Origin of the sequence: Paenibacillus alginolyticus DSM 5050 = NBRC 15375 (genome assembly GCF_000422905.1) — a bacterium.
GTDB lineage: Bacteria > Bacillota > Bacilli > Paenibacillales > NBRC-103111 > Paenibacillus_E > Paenibacillus_E alginolyticus.
Genome location: NZ_AUGY01000004.1, coordinates 128447 through 146278, shown reverse-complemented (window position 1 = coordinate 146278; position 17832 = coordinate 128447). Strand labels below are relative to the sequence as shown.

12 protein-coding genes are annotated in these 17832 nt (G+C 44.9%); all 12 read right to left on the bottom strand.

All coding sequences use genetic code 11. The features are described 5' to 3' along the window. Nucleotides 1-796: 796 nt before the first annotated feature. The gene (locus G519_RS0102650; protein ID WP_029193355.1) at nucleotides 797-2302 is read right to left on the bottom strand and encodes a response regulator transcription factor; all 1506 of its coding nucleotides are present in this window, start codon (nucleotides 2300-2302) and stop codon (nucleotides 797-799) included. After that, nucleotides 2295-4118: a sensor histidine kinase gene (locus G519_RS0102645; RefSeq protein ID WP_029193354.1), complete on the bottom strand. Its 1824-nt coding sequence runs from the start codon at nucleotides 4116-4118 to the stop codon at nucleotides 2295-2297. The genes G519_RS0102650 and G519_RS0102645 overlap by 8 nt, the downstream gene beginning before the upstream one ends. Before the next feature lie 25 nt (nucleotides 4119-4143). Next, nucleotides 4144-5661, bottom strand: coding sequence for a response regulator transcription factor (locus tag G519_RS0102640; RefSeq protein WP_029193353.1), 1518 nt, complete (start codon nucleotides 5659-5661; stop codon nucleotides 4144-4146). Nucleotides 5662-5787: 126 nt separating this feature from the next. Further along, nucleotides 5788-6699: a carbohydrate ABC transporter permease gene (locus tag G519_RS0102635; protein WP_029193352.1), complete on the bottom strand. Its 912-nt coding sequence runs from the start codon at nucleotides 6697-6699 to the stop codon at nucleotides 5788-5790. A 13-nt stretch (nucleotides 6700-6712) separates the two neighbouring features. Then, on the bottom strand, nucleotides 6713-7687 hold the full coding sequence (locus G519_RS0102630; protein ID WP_029193351.1) for an ABC transporter permease: 975 nt from the start codon (nucleotides 7685-7687) through the stop codon (nucleotides 6713-6715). A 72-nt stretch (nucleotides 7688-7759) separates the two neighbouring features. Then, nucleotides 7760-9442 (bottom strand): ABC transporter substrate-binding protein, encoded by a 1683-nt coding sequence (locus G519_RS0102625; RefSeq protein ID WP_029193350.1) that lies wholly within the window; start codon nucleotides 9440-9442, stop codon nucleotides 7760-7762. 749 nt (nucleotides 9443-10191) lie between these two features. Then, nucleotides 10192-12516 (bottom strand): glycoside hydrolase family 95 protein, encoded by a 2325-nt coding sequence (locus G519_RS0102620; RefSeq protein WP_029193349.1) that lies wholly within the window; start codon nucleotides 12514-12516, stop codon nucleotides 10192-10194. Nucleotides 12517-12547: 31 nt separating this feature from the next. Then, a complete protein-coding gene (locus G519_RS52850) occupies nucleotides 12548-12670 on the bottom strand; it encodes a hypothetical protein (protein WP_268633493.1) in 123 nt (40 codons plus the stop codon). 108 nt (nucleotides 12671-12778) lie between these two features. Next, nucleotides 12779-13576 (bottom strand): helix-turn-helix transcriptional regulator, encoded by a 798-nt coding sequence (locus G519_RS0102610; RefSeq protein ID WP_244279985.1) that lies wholly within the window; start codon nucleotides 13574-13576, stop codon nucleotides 12779-12781. 211 nt (nucleotides 13577-13787) lie between these two features. After that, nucleotides 13788-15587 carry a type 2 periplasmic-binding domain-containing protein gene (locus tag G519_RS0102605; RefSeq protein ID WP_036631863.1) on the bottom strand — a complete coding sequence of 600 codons (1800 nt, stop codon included), beginning with the start codon at nucleotides 15585-15587 and terminating at the stop codon, nucleotides 13788-13790. A 42-nt stretch (nucleotides 15588-15629) separates the two neighbouring features. After that, nucleotides 15630-16598, bottom strand: coding sequence for a carbohydrate ABC transporter permease (locus G519_RS0102600; RefSeq protein ID WP_084159988.1), 969 nt, complete (start codon nucleotides 16596-16598; stop codon nucleotides 15630-15632). Beyond that, a complete protein-coding gene (locus tag G519_RS0102595; RefSeq protein WP_244279984.1) occupies nucleotides 16595-17521 on the bottom strand; it encodes an ABC transporter permease subunit in 927 nt (308 codons plus the stop codon). The genes G519_RS0102600 and G519_RS0102595 overlap by 4 nt, the downstream gene beginning before the upstream one ends. Between the last annotated feature and the right edge of the window lie 311 nt (nucleotides 17522-17832).

The window sequence follows — 17832 nt, the reverse complement described above, 5'->3', positions numbered from 1 at the left end:
CTCCCCCCTATTCTTAAAAAGCATTAAAAATTGGATGCGATGTTTCCAGTCACACTCATACAAGGATAACCAACTCCGTCGTCCTTCTAGGACGAGCGCGTTTGTCAAGACTGATGACGCGAAGTGTAATAAACCTTATACGCTTATCTACTGAAAAAGCCTGCATAAGTGCAGAGTTTTCAATCGAATCCGACGATTAGGGAGGAATTCCTGCAAATATACAGTATTATTGCAGCATTTCTGCTTGTACCTGAGAAGTAGCTGCGAAAAAGTGTATTTTTGCAGGCATTTTATTTAACGAGCTAAATAAGAGGTAAAAAGGATGTATACATGCAGCCATTCTACAAAAGCTATTTTGCGCTTCGTTGAAGTTCGTATCGCACGACGTTTTTCCCTGCTGCCCCTGTGGCAGCGGAAAACCACCCTTTCGTGCAGAGCGACTGCAATTTTTGATGCCTAAATGAGTCACTACATCAATTGGTCGCAGCGGACGAGCGATTCCGCATAGGCGGACCCCGTCGAGACGAGACGAACGGTTTCCCCTCTCCGACACGCTGCTCGAAGCAGTCTTTATGTGTCCCCTAATCGACTTTCATCATTAGGCGAATTGAAGAAGCTGACAAGGATAAACGACTCCGTCGTCCTTCTAGGACGAGCGTGTTTGTCAAGACTGATGAAGCGAAGTGTAATAAAACTTATACTTTCTTATCTACGCAAATAGACGTGTATCTCTTAGAAAAGAAATACACGTCCTTCGTAGAAGCGGCACAGAATGTAGGATTCACTCCCTATTCTTTTAGGCTTTGCTTAATTGTCTATACACGGCGGGCTTGTCGGACACACGTTTTTCAAACTCTTTGAGGAAATGATGATAGTTAGCGTATCCGATCTGCTCCGCGATCACGCGAATCGTTTCATCCGATTCACAGAGCATTCGCTTCGCCTCATGAATGCGCAGGTCATGAATATACTCAATTATGCCTACGCCGCACCTCTTCATGAACGCTTGGCCTAAGTAAACCGGATTCATAAAGAACCGTTCTCCGATATCTTTAATCGTTAGCGTTTCCCGATAATGTTCTTGGATATAACGCTCAATAACCCGAAGGGGATGGCCCGAGAATTTGTCTTTATGCTGCTTCAACTGGCTCAAATACTGCTGCATATATACCTGCAGGGATTCCTCCACTTCTTTTAAGGAACGATGCTCCCTTCTCAAAAAATCGCGAACACGAGGCAGAGCCTCTGAATCGATGCCCATCTCCCGAATGACGGCAGCGCTCTTCAGAACAATGCGGATGACCAACAAATGGACGACTTCCCGAGCCGTTTTGTTAGCAGACAGCATCACAAACATTTGTTTAATCAGCTCGCAAACCCGTTTCTCCTGAAGCGCCTCGATCGCAATGTGAATGTCGTCTACGATAGATACCGCATTGAGATCATAGCTAATTTGCCTGTGATGAATCGTTTCGTAATCGAGTGGACCACCTGATACATGAAAGAAATGATGCACTGATGCCTCTAGAGCACCTGCATACGAATCTGCAATATGACGGAGGGAGTCAACCCGTGGTCCTATCGAAAGACAACATTCGATACCCCGCTGACGAAGATCTTCATATACATGTTGAGCCCACTCCTTGATATCAGGGACAGACGGCATGACAAGCCCCTCCTGATTCCCAAATAAATCAATGGGATAGACTTTCTGCGACTGTAAGTACCTCGCATCCAGTTCCTGCTCTGTGCCGCTCAACCATTCGAAATGGATATACCTCCAGCCCTGATCTCCTAGTACCAAAGGATTCAGTATCTCACCTACGTTCTCGTCCGTTGCCGAAATTTCTCCCCGAAGTATCTGAGCAAGCATAGTCGGTACAAGACGATTAGCAACAAGGTCATTTCGTACCTTTTGCTGTTCTCGGTGCTGCAGCTCCTGAATAACAAGTTGGATGATAGCATCCCATTCCCTATCTAAAGCTGGTTTAAGCAAATAATGCTTAACCCCATACCTCAAGGCAGATCGAGCGTACTCGAAATCGTTGTAGCCGCTTAAAATAATGAATACCGGATCACTGCCTGCCTTTTGCACCCTTTCAATCAATTCTAATCCGTCGATCACCGGCATCCTAATATCCGTCACCACGAGATCGGGCTTGCAGGCTTCAATGCAGGCCAATGCTTCTTCGCCGTTCTCGAACATACCCACGATTTCAAAGCCAAGCTCTTCCCACTCGACCATAAGCCTTATTCCTTCCAAGGCGAAAGGCTCGTCATCAGCAAAAATAACCTTATACATGTCCACGGGCCTCCTCCTGGTTCTTGATTAAACTCAGAGGGATTTGTATTGTAACGCTTGTCTTCTCGAAGGGGATACTTTCAATATGAAACAGAGAACGTTCTGCGTAAAACAGATTTAAGCGGCGGTACACATTGCGAAGTCCGATGTTCTTGCCGTTGTCTTCTCCCTTAAATAGACTCTGAACAATCTCATCCAGCTTCGCACTGTCCATACCAATTCCGTTATCTTCGACCTTCATGAGCAAGTTCATTCCTGCTCGCTCTACAGATATTCGAATCCTGCGATTCCCTTTAACCGATTGAAGACCATGCTTGCAAGAGTTCTCTACGAGCGATTGAATACTCATCTTTGGGATCCGATACGCTAGAACAGATTCGTCAACGGACAATTCATAGTGAAACCGATCTTGGAATCGGAATTTCTCGATCTGGAGGTACATTTCGGTAAAGCTTAACTCTTCTTCTACGGTTACCAAGTCCTCTTTCCAGCTTAGCAGCCTTCTCAGAATTTGGGACAAGTTTTGTATGATTTCCGTCACATGCTCATAGCGACATTTCTTACAGACTACGAGAATCGCGTTTAACGTATTGAACAGGAAATGAGGATCTACCTGACTTTGCAAATAATTCAGCTCTGCCTGAACGCGTTCGAGCTCCAAATCTTTTTTTTGAATCTCGAGCTTGTACACGTCATTGATTAAATTGCGTATTTTCTCTGTCATCAAATTAAAGCTGCGAAGAAGATTGCCGATCTCATCTTTCCCTTCATACATCGTGATGGGTTCAAACCTCTCGTTTTTCACCAATTGCATATGTTTGGAGAGCTTTCTTACCCGGAAATTAAAGGAATGCATGATGATATAAATCAATATCGTCGGAATAATCGTAGAGATGAGTGTCAGCCATATAAAAAAGTGGATAACCCCTTTCCTCTCCTCCGCGATTCGACTTCCCTCCGGAATCCCGATCAGCCGCCAGTTAAGCACGTAACTGGCGGTACTGAGAGGACTGACAAAGCTATTCCCAGGTAAGCCTGCCAGCTGATTATCGCCAGATACAGGCAGGATCTGCAACAGAGGGTCAACACCTTTAAACGTACCTGCTGATTCCAGAACAAGCTGATTTTCCTCATCCACGAGCTTGATTTGCAAGTAATCGTGTTCTTTATCAAACAGCTCCAGCAGCTTATCCATCCGAATATCGATGCGCAGATATTTGGAGAATGCCATAAGGTCAGGGAAATTGTCCAGCTTCCGACTAATGCTGACATATACCAATTTCTCCTCGGGATTCATGGGATTCGTATCCAAATAAGCGGTCACTGTCACCTTATCTTTCTTTTCGTTCATCTTCTGGTACCATTTACTCTGCAGATCACTGGGCTTAAGCACAAAGTAACTTCCACCATTGGATAGCGTTGGGTTAGAGGTATACACGCCAATCCAAGATATATATGGGTAAATATTCGGATACTGACCCAATTTATCTCGGAGGTAACGATCGTATTCTTCGTAATAGGCGACATTATCCGAGTACGTATATTCAAGCATTTCATTAAAGACACGGTCAGCGGCTACGGCGTTGCCAATCACGACACCTTCGTTCACCATTTGCATGATTTCACTTCCGACCCGATTCAGGGAAATTCGTAAGTTGTCCATCTCTCTACGTTCCGTGTTTTTGCTATCCTGCATGTAAAATAAACCGTTTATACACAAAATGGGAAGCAGCACACACATCAAGTAAATGATCAGAAACTTGAACTTCAGCGGAATATCATTAACTATACTTAACAGCTTCCATCTCCGGCTCATATGCGATCTCCTTGTCAGTTGTAGGTCATCTCTTTTTGTAGGCAGAGGGTAACAGGCCGGTAAGTGCCTTGAACTTGGTTACGAACTGTTCAGAATCTGAGTAGCCGACACGATTAGCGACATCGGATATTTTCAGTTCTTCACGACGAAGTAATTTTTTGGCCTCGTCAATTCGTACGACATGTAAATATTCATTGAAGGTGAGGCCAACTTGTTTCTTGAACCTTTGGCCAAAGTAGGCCGGATTCAGCCGAAAATGCTCTGCGACATGCTGGAGTTGCAGCTTTTCGCTGAAATGCGATTTGACGTAGTCTTCCGCTGCGGATATGACCGCATCTTGCCCTATGCCTTTCTTCTGGCCAATCCACTCTGCAGCTTGCAGGAATTCCCGCATGACCTTGCGTTCCAAGAGGCCAAGATCCGTTGGCACGTATGAAGTGAACCAATCCGGGGCCCACACATGCTCACCTCCGGATTGGGTAACAACCTTAAGAATTTCGAGCTTAATGTTGCCTAAATAAGCGCTCAGCCAAGATCCGGAGACGGACTGCCTCGAAAGAGCGATGAATAAGTAGTTCACGTGGGCTCGCACCGTTTCTGGACACCCACTCCCGACGGCAGCTAGGATGGATTCCGTCATTCCAACAAAGGCAGGCAGCGTCTCCGCTGACCACTCTCCTTGATAGATGTAAACCCCTTCAGTTCCAGAAGGGAACTTGCACATTTCGGCCAAAAGTCCCTCACGGAATGCTTCTTTTAACGCATGCAGTCCCTTGTGTTCGCCGCTTACCGAAAACGAGAGCGCTCTGCCCCAGTTATTTCGTACACTGGCAATTAGCTCTGTAATCATTTCGGAAGAAAGATCGCGCTCCCCTGGCCCCGAGACCAACAAGAATCCATGTCGTTCTTTGCCTACCCCAAATGGAAGTAAAGTCGCTTGAGGAAGCTTGATCCTATCCACAATAACCTGTATCAGGTCCGATTGGACATGAGCCTGAACGTCAGGTTCAAGTAAGATGCAGCGGAAGCTTGAACATTCATGAAGATCTAACAAGGCATTCGCTTGCTCAATCCATTTCTGCCTGATTTCTCCCTGCAATAACCTTGAAATCGTTTCCAAACGTAAGCAACCCAAGGCAGCGCTTTCGTACTGGCTGTGAGCTTCACGCTCCTGGATCGTATTCGCGACCGCTTCAACCGCAGCTATAAGCTCTGCTTCAATTAAAGGCTTCATCAAATAATTGGCCACACCATGTCGCATAGCTCTTTTGGCATATTCGAAATCCGCGTATCCGCTCAAAATAATAAATTTCATTTCAGGATATAGGCAGGAAGCTTGTTCAATCAATTCCAAACCATCTATGACAGGCATTCGAACATCCGTCAGCACCAAATGAGGCAGGGTCGATGCCATCATGGCTAATGCGTCTTCGCCATCCGACGCTTCCCCGCATATTTCAAAGCCTAGCCTATTCCAATCCATCATTGACCGCAATCCCTCTAGCATGTAGGGCTCGTCATCAGCAAACATGACCCTTAACATGGGAAACACCTCATTTCAGGGAATAGATATGTCTATTATAAAGGAAAGGTTCGACCTAAATAAAGCAAAAACCGTCCCAGCTCCGAGCTGAAACGGGAAATGATTATCATCATGGTTTATTACTTCTTACTCTTTGACGCTTCCAAGGTTCATGCCGACGATAAAATACTTTTGCAGGAAAGGATACACGAATAGAATCGGAACCGCCGCCACAATCGTGATCGCCGAACGTATGGAAGAAGGCGTAACCATGGCCTTCGTTTGATTTGTGTTTGCCCCTGCCATCAGACCGGGATCGTTGTTGCTGCTCATCGTTGATCCAAGCAGCTTCATCATTTCGTACTGAAGTGTACTCAGCTTCAAATCAGACGAAGCATACAGGAACGTATCGAACCAGGAATTCCAAGAGCCAACTGCAATAAACAAGGCGATGGTCGCTAGTACAGGCGTACACAGCGGGAATATGATGCGTATAAATATGGTGAAATCACCGGCTCCGTCCATTTTCGCAGACTCAACCAAGCCTGATGGAAGCGTTCGAATATACGTCCGAATGACAATGAGATTAAAAGCATTCACCATTCCTGGGAGCACATACACCCAGAAGTTATTCAGAAGCCCCAGGCTTTTGATCAGAAAGTAGTTAGGAATAAGTCCTGCATTAAAATACATCGTCAACACAAAAATTAAACCGATGATTTTACGAAAAATATAGTGGGGCTGTGCTAGTGTATACGCTAACATGGTGGTAAGGAATACACCTATCACCGTCATTGTAATCGTACGAGCGACTGAAATCCACGCTGCATGGTAAATCGTACCGGAAAGGAAAATCGCCTTATAATTTTGCAATGACCATGAACGAGGCCATATATAGATGCCTCCCCGAAGCGCATCATTGCCCTCATTGAATGAAATCGTTAGTGTATGAAGGAACGGATATAATGTTACTATAGCAAGAACGAGCATGAAGATGCCGTTAATCGTATGGAACAGAATCGGCTCCATCCGAATTCTGCGCGCAGTCGTTGTTCCCATCGTCATCTCTCCTTTATATCAACCGCTCTTCACCAAGGCGCTTGGCGGTAGAATTTGCAATTAGAATAAGGATTATGCTTACAACTGTTTTGAAAATACCTGCCGCAGTGGCCAGCGAATAGTTGCCTTGAGCAATCCCGTACTTTAGAACGAAAATATCAATCGTTTGCGACCAGTCGACGACCAATCCATTGCCGAGCAGGTACTGAATTTCAAAGCCTGCATCCAGAATATGTCCGATGTTCATGATTAATAGAATGATAAATGTCGACTTGATCCCAGGCAGTGTGACGTAAAGGATCTTCTGGTAACGGTTTGCACCGTCGATCCCAGCGGACTCATACAGCGACGGATCAATCGAGGTGATAGCTGCAAGGTAAATGATGGTATTCCATCCCACCTCTTTCCACACATTAGACAAGCCCACAATCCCCCAAAAATATTTACCCTGACTAAGCCACATCACAGGTTCATTAATGAGGTGCAGCTTCATCAACAACTGATTAATGATACCATCGTCGACGGATAGCGAAGTCGATACAATACCCGCAGCAATGATCCATGACAGAAAATGAGGCAGATAAGAAATCGTTTGGATGGACCGTTTCCAGAAACGAACTTTAATTTCATTCAGTAATAGAGCTAAAATAATGGCTGTTGCAAAGCTAAGAACCAAATTGATCATACTCATAGCAAGCGTGTTGCGAAGCACGGTCAAGAACGTATCATCTTGAAAGAGAAATTTAAACTGCTTCAACCCCACCCACTGCTGTTTGGAAAATTTCAAAGCCGGACGATAATTCTGGAACGCCATCAACCAGCCCCAAATCGGTACATAATTGAAAATCAGAATATAAATCACGATGGGAAACGACATCAGCATTAACTGCTTCTGATTTTTGAGCGTCTTCCAACTTAAACCGACGCCGATTTCCGGATCAATTTTTTGCTTTTTCGTTGGTCTTTTGGACAGTATGGTCTCGGCCATCGACATTCCCTCCTAGGAAGTAAAGCGGAGAAGACCCTGAGTCTCCCCCACTCTACTACATGTTCTATTTTCTTATTTGCTGCTCCAATTCTGAATACGCCAGTTAATTTGTTCATTGATACGATCTTCGTAGGCTTTGAAATTGCTTTTGGAAATCTGATCCACATATTCCTTCCATACACCTTCAAAGTCATCCGGTTTGGCCATAATAGCTTTCGGCAAATATTTTATGGCAAGGTCGTTCAGCTTCGTATTGGCCACTTTGGCTGGTGAACCATCCACCAGATCAATGCTCCATGCTGGGTAGTATATGAAATTTTCCACAGGTGATTTGAAGAACTCTGCCCATGTCTTATGGTTGTATGCCTTCAGCACTTCCTGATCCTGCGGCTTCAAGCTGTCGAAGAATTCCTGTGGCTGTGATCCCGGATCTGTTGCATTTCCGTCACTATACGACCCTTGCATCTTAGGCAGGCCACCCAAGAACGCTTCCGCTTTATTCGCTAGCTTCCATGTATTATCGTCTGCTTTCGCACGCTGTTCAGGCGTACGGTAGAACTTGCCATCCTTCACCTCATAATCCTCGCCTTGAATACCCCATTGGAGTGTCTTCTGCCAATCTTCGGTCATTAGTGTGTCAAGGAATTTGATGATTTGAACCGGATCCTTGGCTTTCGTCGAAATCCCGAATCCGCGGTTGATGTTCAAAACTGGACGGTCACGGTAGTGCTCTGTGGCGCCTGGATATAAGAGCGGGAACCCTACGTATGTGCTGCCGAATTTACCTTGTGATCTCAAAGAATTTTCTCCATCGTTAAAGTTCCATTGCTGGTCGAACATCCCAATGACGCGGCCACTGGCAATTTTAGCTAAGTACTGATCGTAGTTCTGTACCAGTGCTTCCCTATCCATCAAGCCTTGCGCATTGATCTCATTCAGCTTCTTGTAATAGGTCTTGGCAATATCCTTGTCCGCAAAAATTTGCGCTTTCCCGTTATCGACGATAACACCACCGTCATTTGGGTAACCAGCTAAATGCTCTGGCGGATTAAGCAGCGGGAAGTTTCTCCAGTCGAAGCTCAACGTCTCGAATCCGATCATATCTGGATGTTTCGCTTTGTATTTTGCAATGATATCGAAATAATCGTCCAACGTTTTAGGAGTTGGATAACCCATTTCCTTCAGGACATCCTTTTGCAGGTAAAAGCCTGGTCCTCCATACGCAGTATCGTTAACTTGACCACTGAACACGCCGTAAGCTGGCAGAGCATAAAGGTGACCGCTTGCAGGATCCTTGGCCTGATTCAACACGGAGGCATAGTGCTTCTTCAAATTCGGTGCGTACTTGTCAATCAGGTCCTCGAGGGGAATAAAAGCACCGGCCGCAATTAGTTTATCATCCCCGGACATAATATCCGCATAATCACCGCCGGCAATCATAACGCCCATCTTCTGCTGCAGGTCACCGACAAGAAACTCCATTTTTAGGCTAACGCCAGTTTTATCTTTAATCATCTTGTAGATCTTGTTGTCAGGAGTCGGCTGTTGACCAGGGCCACCAATGAACACAGATAATGTAACTGGCTTGATCGTGTCGTTTTTCGTTGCTGCCGGACTTGTCTGACTACCGCTAGGTGATGCGGTGCTATTCGCAGCATCATCATCCTTCGAGTTGCTGCAGGCTGATAGTGTCAGTCCTAGTGCCAGAACGGGTACCAATGCTGCTAAAGTGTGCCGTTTTACTTGTTTAACCATTTTCTAGTCCTCCCTTATTGTCTCCATGAAGATTCATGATCCTATAGGCCAAACCCTTATTTACTTACACTATTTATTATACCTCTCAAGAATACGCTTACAATTCACAGAATATAGGTCTTACCCCTACGAATTACAGTCATGTAAATCTAATGTTCGACTAAATAAGTCAACCCATCTACTGGCTGTTTACTTCAAGCAAGGTTGTCCTTCTGCACCTAAACAAGGATCCGCCTCCACACATTTTGAGCCTATTTAAATCATTCGTCAAGAAAGACAATGATTGAGCATTTCCCTACAACCGTTCCATTACATTCTGGGCAAAAGAACTTCGGTTCCTCGCCGTCCTCATCTCCCCATGTACATTCATACACAATGAAATCAGGAACCTGGTCTATGCACCCACATTCTAGACACACATTAGAATTACAAAATCGGTAACCTTCAATAAAATAAGATTTAGACTGACTCCAATAAAAGAAACAGCGACAGCCATGGACGAGAAAATAAAGTCCTAGACTATCGCTGTTTGAAGAGTGGAGGGCAGGTCCCCCTGTCCCCCCTCATCAAACCGCACGAGCGGTTTTCCCGCATACGGCTTTCTGATGTTCTTCTCCTTGTGCAATATAGCTACCCCAACCCAGTAAGAATGGTAGAAATTTTCGGCTGCTATCTTATATGTTTCTTCACAGGTAGTTCTCTGCGGAAAGCAAAGTATTTGTCGGTCAACCTTACTTCATTCATAAATCTCAATTCGCGGGCTTGGATTCGGCCTTAGCAAGTACATGAACCGCAGTCCCTGCCTCCGCCTCAAACGAATAGGTTGATGCGTCGAGTTGCGTTGACTCATAAATCTCCCCTTCAATCCATAATTGGATGGGCAGATTGCAACGAATACGATACACCCCTTTATAATCTGGCTTCAGATCAGCATGCTGTAATTGACCGTCCTTCCATGCTATATCTACCGTTACCGCACCGCGTGCGCGAAGCCCCGTTACTTCACCATTGGACCATGCATTAGGGAGAGCTGGTAACAAATGAATGGCATCAGCATGGCTTTGCAGCAGCATTTCCGCGATACCCGCAGTCCCGCCAAAATTGCCGTCTATCTGAAACGGCGGATGGTTATCAAGAAGGTTGGGCAATGTGGAGTGCGTCAAAAGGGCAGTTACATTTTCGTATGCTTCTTCCGCATCTCCCAGCCGAGCCCAAAAATTCACAATCCATGCGCGACTCCAACCTGTATGTCCGCCTCCGTTTGCAAGTCGTCTCTCAAGTGTCCGGCGAGCAGCAGCACTTAGACTTGGTGTCTTCTCTGGAGTGATCTGTGTTCCCGGGTGCAAAGCGAACAAGTGTGAGATATGACGATGTCCTGGCTCCACTTCCTCATAATCTTCAATCCACTCCTGTATTTGTCCCTGACGCCCAATCTGGGGCTGTGGCAGCTTATCCAATGTAAGTTTAAGCGTTGTCAAGAAGTCCATATCCGTCTCTAACTGTTCACCTGCCGCTAGACATGCGAGAAACAATTCGCGAGCAATCTGGCTATCCATGGATGGCCCATAGCAAAGCACGCCCGTTTCCCCATTCGGCAATCTATATGTGTTTTCAGGTGAGACAGAGGGGCAAGTGACAAGCACTCCACTCGGAAGTTCGACCATATAATCAACAAGAAAAGCAGCTGCTTCTTTCATCATCGGGTAAGCACGTTTCAGAAATGTCTCATTCCGTTCGAATTGATAATGTTCCCAAAGATGCAGACATAACCATGCAAGACCAAGGGGCCAATATGTCGAGGGTAGATAAAGATCCTGCGGTGCGGTATCCGCCCAAATATCAGTATTATGATGGGCAGCACTGCCACCGCACCCATACATGACTTGAGCGGTTCGGCGACCGTTTGGAATCATCCGTTCGATCAATTCAAAGAGAGGCTCATGGCATTCGGATAAATTGCAGATCTCAGCCGGCCAATAGTTCATTTGCGCATTAATGTTAATGGTAAATTTGCTGTCCCAGGCCGGCAACAAATCCTTATTCCAAATCCCTTGCAAATTCGCAGGTAAAGATCCTGGTCTGCTTGAAGCAATAAGCAGATAACGGCCATACTGAAAATATAAAGCTAGAAGTTCGGGGTCTTCAGCTCCAGCTTTCATCCGTTCCAATCGTTTCGAGGTGTCTTGTTCCACAGCTTTGAATGCAGCATCAAGCCTTAACGACGTCCGCTCAAACAGTTTACAATAATCTTCAATGTGGGCTGTTAATAAATCGATATACGTCCGTGAAACAGCACGCTTGGCATTTGCAAACGATGCGGATTCAGGATCGGACTCTCGAAAATCCGTGGCGGCGGAAATGACCAATGTGACGGCATCGGCATTGGTCACGACCAAGTGCTCCCCAATCGTACGCATTTGGCCTCCCTCTGGTTTGCACATCAACACACCGCAATAGTTAACACCTCCGCCACTATTGCCGCTCATCATGATCGAATTACCTTCTTCTGTGCGGATATGGTCTACGTATCGGAACCTTTCCCTTCCCATTCTTGCCGTAAAGGAAATTTGGCCGGGCGTATCAGCCGTCAATCGAATCACAATCGCGCCGTCCGGATAGCTCGCAAAGATCTTGCGACGATAATGAACCTTACCCGCCTTAAAGGAAATACTGACCACTGCTTCTGATAAATCGAGCTCCCGTTCATAATCGATGACTTGGTTATCGTCTAATGTTTGGAAATGAAGAAACAGATCGCCGAGCGGCACATAATGACGCTGGGTTTCAGGGATCGCAGTTAAGGCAAGCGAAGCGAGGGACTCGGCTTCTTTGAGCTTCCCTTCAAAAATGAGGCGGCGAATTTCCGGAAGATGTACCAAAGCATCCGGGTTATGCCGATCCCTCGGCCCTCCATACCATAAGGAATCTTCATTAAGCTGCAATCGTTCGGAGCATGGCCCTCCGAAAATCATAGCTCCCAACCGTCCGTTGCCAATCGGAAATGCTTCGTCCCAATGCTTGGCTGGGGAGCGAAAAAATAGTCTTTCTTTGTACTCTAAACGTGCTTCACTCATGATGATTGCTCCCTCACTTTACAATCGTATTCTATTTATAATCAGCAGGCTTGTATTCGAACCAATCAAATGCCGCAGGTACGATATGTTGCGGAGACTTCGATTCGAAGCCGCACACATGCAGAGGTCCTAGCGATGGAGGAAGTTTCATCATGGATGGATCCCCATGCTGACTTCGTCCAGGGATCACCGTTTCGGGATTCAATGGTTCATGCAACCACGTAGGACGTTTGACGAAGAGTCTCCTGTTTTGTTGTGTAAGTTACGATTTGGCGGCCCTCTCAACAGACGCGCCTTCCATCTGCTTGTGAAACTTTCCTGGTGTATAGCCCGTAATCTTCTTGAATTGACGGCAGAAGTGCTCCACGTTGTTATACCCGCAGCGTAAAGCAACCTCCGCGATGGATAGAGAGCCGTGCAACAAATATTCCTTGGCTTGGCGGATGCGGCTTGTAATCACGTCATCCATACAAGAAATCCCGAAAGTCTTCTTGTAAATTGTCTGCAAATACCCAGGACTGATGCGGATAGAGTCGGCCATTCTCGGAACCGCCCAGTCCTGGCTAGGATTACTGTAAATGGCGGTCCGAAGCGATAACAAGTTGTAGTATTTGGGCGTAATTACTTCTTGAAAGTAAGATTCCAGCAGCTTGTTAAACAGGGTTCTCAGTAAGCAGTCAATGGATGATTCTTTATAATCTTTTTGAAAAGAGTGTTCGCTGACAAGGAGTTGGAATATTTTGTGGCAGTATTCAGGGTCATTCAATGAAAATGGCACTCCGAATGGAAGCGAGGTTTCCGTTACGTACGATTCGTTGGTTTCGAAACGAATCCAGTCGTTCTTATATTGTTCCGCGCAGGCCCGGTAATAAATTTTTTGATGGGGATGGTATAAAACTCCACTGTGTGCTGGGTACTCCTTCAATTCTTCATTGACCCAGAACAGGGCAGGTGTATGGGTCACGACGAGCAGCCAACAGTTATGGCCCTCAGGGATGTCGAACACAAAATTGCTTGCGTGCACGGCATCATACTCAACATAGAAAATGTTGGTCATCATGATCCTCCAGTATCAAAAAAATGACAAAACATCAATTAATTATTAGCATATATTGCTGTTTGAGAACAGTCAACGAAGCAAAGGAACGACGGCTCGTTTGGCACTCTTGTCTAGATCGAAAACTAGATGTTCATCGAAATGTAGAATCAGAAAATGAATGAGGGATATATAAGATCATACATATCCCTCATTCATTATAAAATTATAATTTTTACTTTTTAGCTAGTGCATCGGCACGCATTTTAATAATCTTTTGCGCTCTTTCCGTATCCGAGGCAAAGACATCATTCCAACCGAGGCCTATCACATCTTTCTTCATCATTTCCCAAAGCTTGTCGAACTCTGCTTGATTTTTTGCAAATACCATTTTCCAGGATGTGTTCTTTACATAGTCAGAAATCTGGCTGCGTTTGTTTTTAATATCTGATGAATCGCTTCCTAAACTTGTATTGATATTGGGGACGATATCGATCATCTTATGTTTCAGGTAGTAATCTGTTGCGTTTTCTGCATTATAGGTGTTCTGCCAATCCGTCGTTAGCGCTGTCTTGTTCGCTTCAATTGTTGAGGCCCAGTAATTGCTGTTATAGAACTCCCCTGTCTTTGGATCTTTGGCAAAATCGCTTATGATCATCGTGTTGAGCTTGCTTTGTCCGTCCTGGTATCCGCCGCCTCCGTACTCTTCCGGAACAGGTGTATTTTTCTGGAATGCGGTTTGACCCACTTCGGTTAGCTTAAACTTGCCGTCTGCCGTCTTTTCGTAGTTGAAGCCTTCAAATCCATTCACATAGTAGCGCAGGCCTTCAGGAGAAGCCAGCCAATCCATGAATTCCATGATCCGATCGGGATCATTGGCTTTGGAACCGATAGCAAATACTCTTCCATTGCCGTAATATGCATCGCTTGCCTGAATGATGTGCGTGTCAGCGATCGGAACAGCAACATTCCCGTCACCCTTTTTACCTCTTTCAATTGTATTGTAGAAACCTGTTTCCCATGAGTACCACAAGAGGAGTACCTGCTTGTTGGTCAGCTTTTCCGATACTTTGTTCCAATCCTGGGTTGGCGAGTCAGGGTCAACCAAACCCATCTGATTTGCTTTAAAATAGAATTGCAAAATTTTCTTGTACATACTGTTGTCATCGATGAGTGGAACGATGTCGCCTTTTGCATTCAACTGGATGGTCGTGGTTCCTTCTGGCTGCTCATAACCGTACCAATTGCTCAACCAGCGTGCATTTTCCATAGTGCCTCTGCTGTCCCAATCCTTCCACAAGGTGATCGGAGCGATCGGTTTACCGTCCGGAGTCTTGGGATATTTCTCATGCATTTGTTTCAGTACATTCAAAAGATCATCCAGATTGTTCAGCTTGGGAGCCCCAACTCCCTTGAAGTAATCCCAAGGCATTATTGGGCTTGAGTAAGGGATTTGTTCCGAGTATGTCGTTGGTGAAGTATCTGCCTCAAAAGTCGGCAAAGCATAAATCTTGCCATCCGGATTTACTTTTTGAAATGCTGCATTGAAAGGTTTGAAATGATTGTCCACATATTTGGACAGGTTCTGGGTATTTTTGATCTTACCCGTGAGGTCCATAATCAGACCGGCTGGAATTAATTCTTCCAACTGATTGTTATTGACGATCAGGAGATCGCCCAAATTTCCTGCTGCCGATCTTGTCTTGTATAGCTGATCGCCAGCAACCTGCGGAGCAAGAATGTTCAATGTGATATTGAACTTATCCTTAATAAGCTTTCCATACCACCCTTTCTGCTCTCCTTGATAATTTGCTGCATTGTCAAAAACGGTAATGGTCAGCGATTTACTGTGATCTAGTGCTGTACTAGCCTTGGATGTAGCTTCAGTACCGGAGTCTGGTGACTTACTTGGTTCCGTTGATGCAGCCTTATTGTTAGATTCGTCTCCACAGCCGGTCAATGCTACCGAAACCATGAAGAGGCTAGCAAACAATAACAACATCGATTTTTTTACTGCTTTACTAGATTTACTCATACTCAACCCCCATATTCTTTCAATTTATTAAACCGGTGCAAGTTATCCTTTCACTGCACCGATCATAATCCCCTTTACAAAAAACCTTTGGAAAATCGGATAAACCAACAAAATGGGCGCTACAACAATAATGGTCACCGTCATTCGAATTGAAGTAGTGGTTTGCTTTGTTGCTAGACTTGATATCGCTGTCGAACCGGCATTCTGCAGGTTTACCATGCTGGATATGGAACTTGCCTGATTAATATAGTTATATAGAATAAACTGTAAGCTATAGAGCTTGCTCTCCGTGACCAACAACAACGTGTCCTGGAAGGAATTCCACTGATCCACTGCAGCGAATATGGCAACTGTAGCCAATATGGGCTTACAGATGGGCAACATGATTTTGAAAAAAAGGGTCATGGTCCCGGCCCCGTCGATACTTGCCGCATGTTGCAATTCCTTCGGCGTTGATTCCACGAAAGTCTTTACAAGAATGATGAAAAACGGAGCTACGATTGTCGGCAGAATATAGGCCAAAAAATTGTTTGTCAGATGCAAAGACCTCATTGTCAAATACCACGGAATAACCCCGGCATTAAAAAACATGGTTAAAACCGTAAAGCGATACCATAATTTTCTCCTCCACATATCCTCCTGGGTAAACATGAATCCCAGAAAGGCGGAAGCCCCTACCGTCAAAGTAGTTCCAATCACGGTCCTTCCTACAGATACAACGGCTGCATCCCACAACCCCGGTATTTTAAACGCATCGACATAGTTATGAAATTGGATATTTATCGGGTAAAAGATAACATCACCTTTGGCACTGATATCGTTTGCGCTTATGGTATTAATAATGATGGAGTAAAATGGATATACACATATAAGCACATACAGGGAAAACAACACATATATTAATACAGTACTCATTTTGTCTGTTGGGCTGACTTGGACTTTAATTTTTCTGGTGAGATGGCTGCCGGGCACTTTATCATTCGGCGCCAGCCCTGCTGCTGTATCACTCATACAATACTCTCTCCCCTTAGTCTTTTCGATAGTCCGTTCACAGAAAAGAGAAGTACAACACTAATCAAGGTCTTTAGCATACTGATCGCGACAGACACGGAATAGCTGCCGCCCCCCATTGCCAGGTTGTAAACATATAAGTCTAAAACCTGTATGGAATCCTTGTTAAATGCATTTTGAAATACGAAATATTGCTCCAAGCCATTATTCAGAAAACTCGCAATTTGCAGCATCAACAAAACAAAATAGGTCGGCACCATACTCGGCAATACTACATGCCAGATCACCCGCATTCTTGTCGCGCCGTCTACATAGGCCGCTTCATATAGAGAATCATCTATACTCATAATCGCCGCGATATACAATATGGCTGACCAACCTAATGTTTTCCAGGTCGTCCATATCCACATCATAATCCAAACATGATCGGAGTTTTGAAGAAGTAATACCGGGGAATCGATAAATCCAAGTTGTTTCAAAAGGCCGTTGACTATACCTTCACTAGAGAACATTGAAAATGCCAGTGAATAGACCAATACCCAGCTGATGAAGTTCGGTAAGGTTGTTACCGTCTGTATAAACCTCCGGAAACGTACGGATTTGATCTCTGTCAGGAATATGGCAAAAATCATTGGAAGCCAGGAGAATAACAAATTCAAGCCACTCATCCCAAACGTGTTCTTGAGTATTTGAAGCGTTTGATCGATCTTTACTTGGTTTTCGACCAAGGTATGAAACCACTTCAAACCAACAAACGGCGATTGGGACAGCGGAATCGGCGGCGTATAGTCAAAGAATGCATAAACCCAACCATATAGCGGGTAATATGCAAAGACACCAAGCAAAACCATAAAAGGCATAATAAAGAGGAATTTTATAATTGAGATGCTTTTCTTGCTGCTGTATTTTTCTATTCGTACCATGTCAGACCCCCTATTTTATATTCAACGTATTTATTGACAAATAACGATATCCAAAAAAAATATGGAGTGCCGAAATGGCAATTTCACTCTACTCCAGCGCAAAAGGTCATCGATGAATTTGAGGACGCACCTTGTGTTGATAGCGTTTTCATTCCGTTTCATTAAAGCTATTATAAGATATCAATTTTTTCAAAACAATGACCTATTCTCATCGATTATTGATCTATTCTCATATAGCTCGGTGAATCACAATGATGGCAGGAGAAAAATCATCGAAGCCCCAATTGCAGGCGGAGAACAGGATGTCCCGC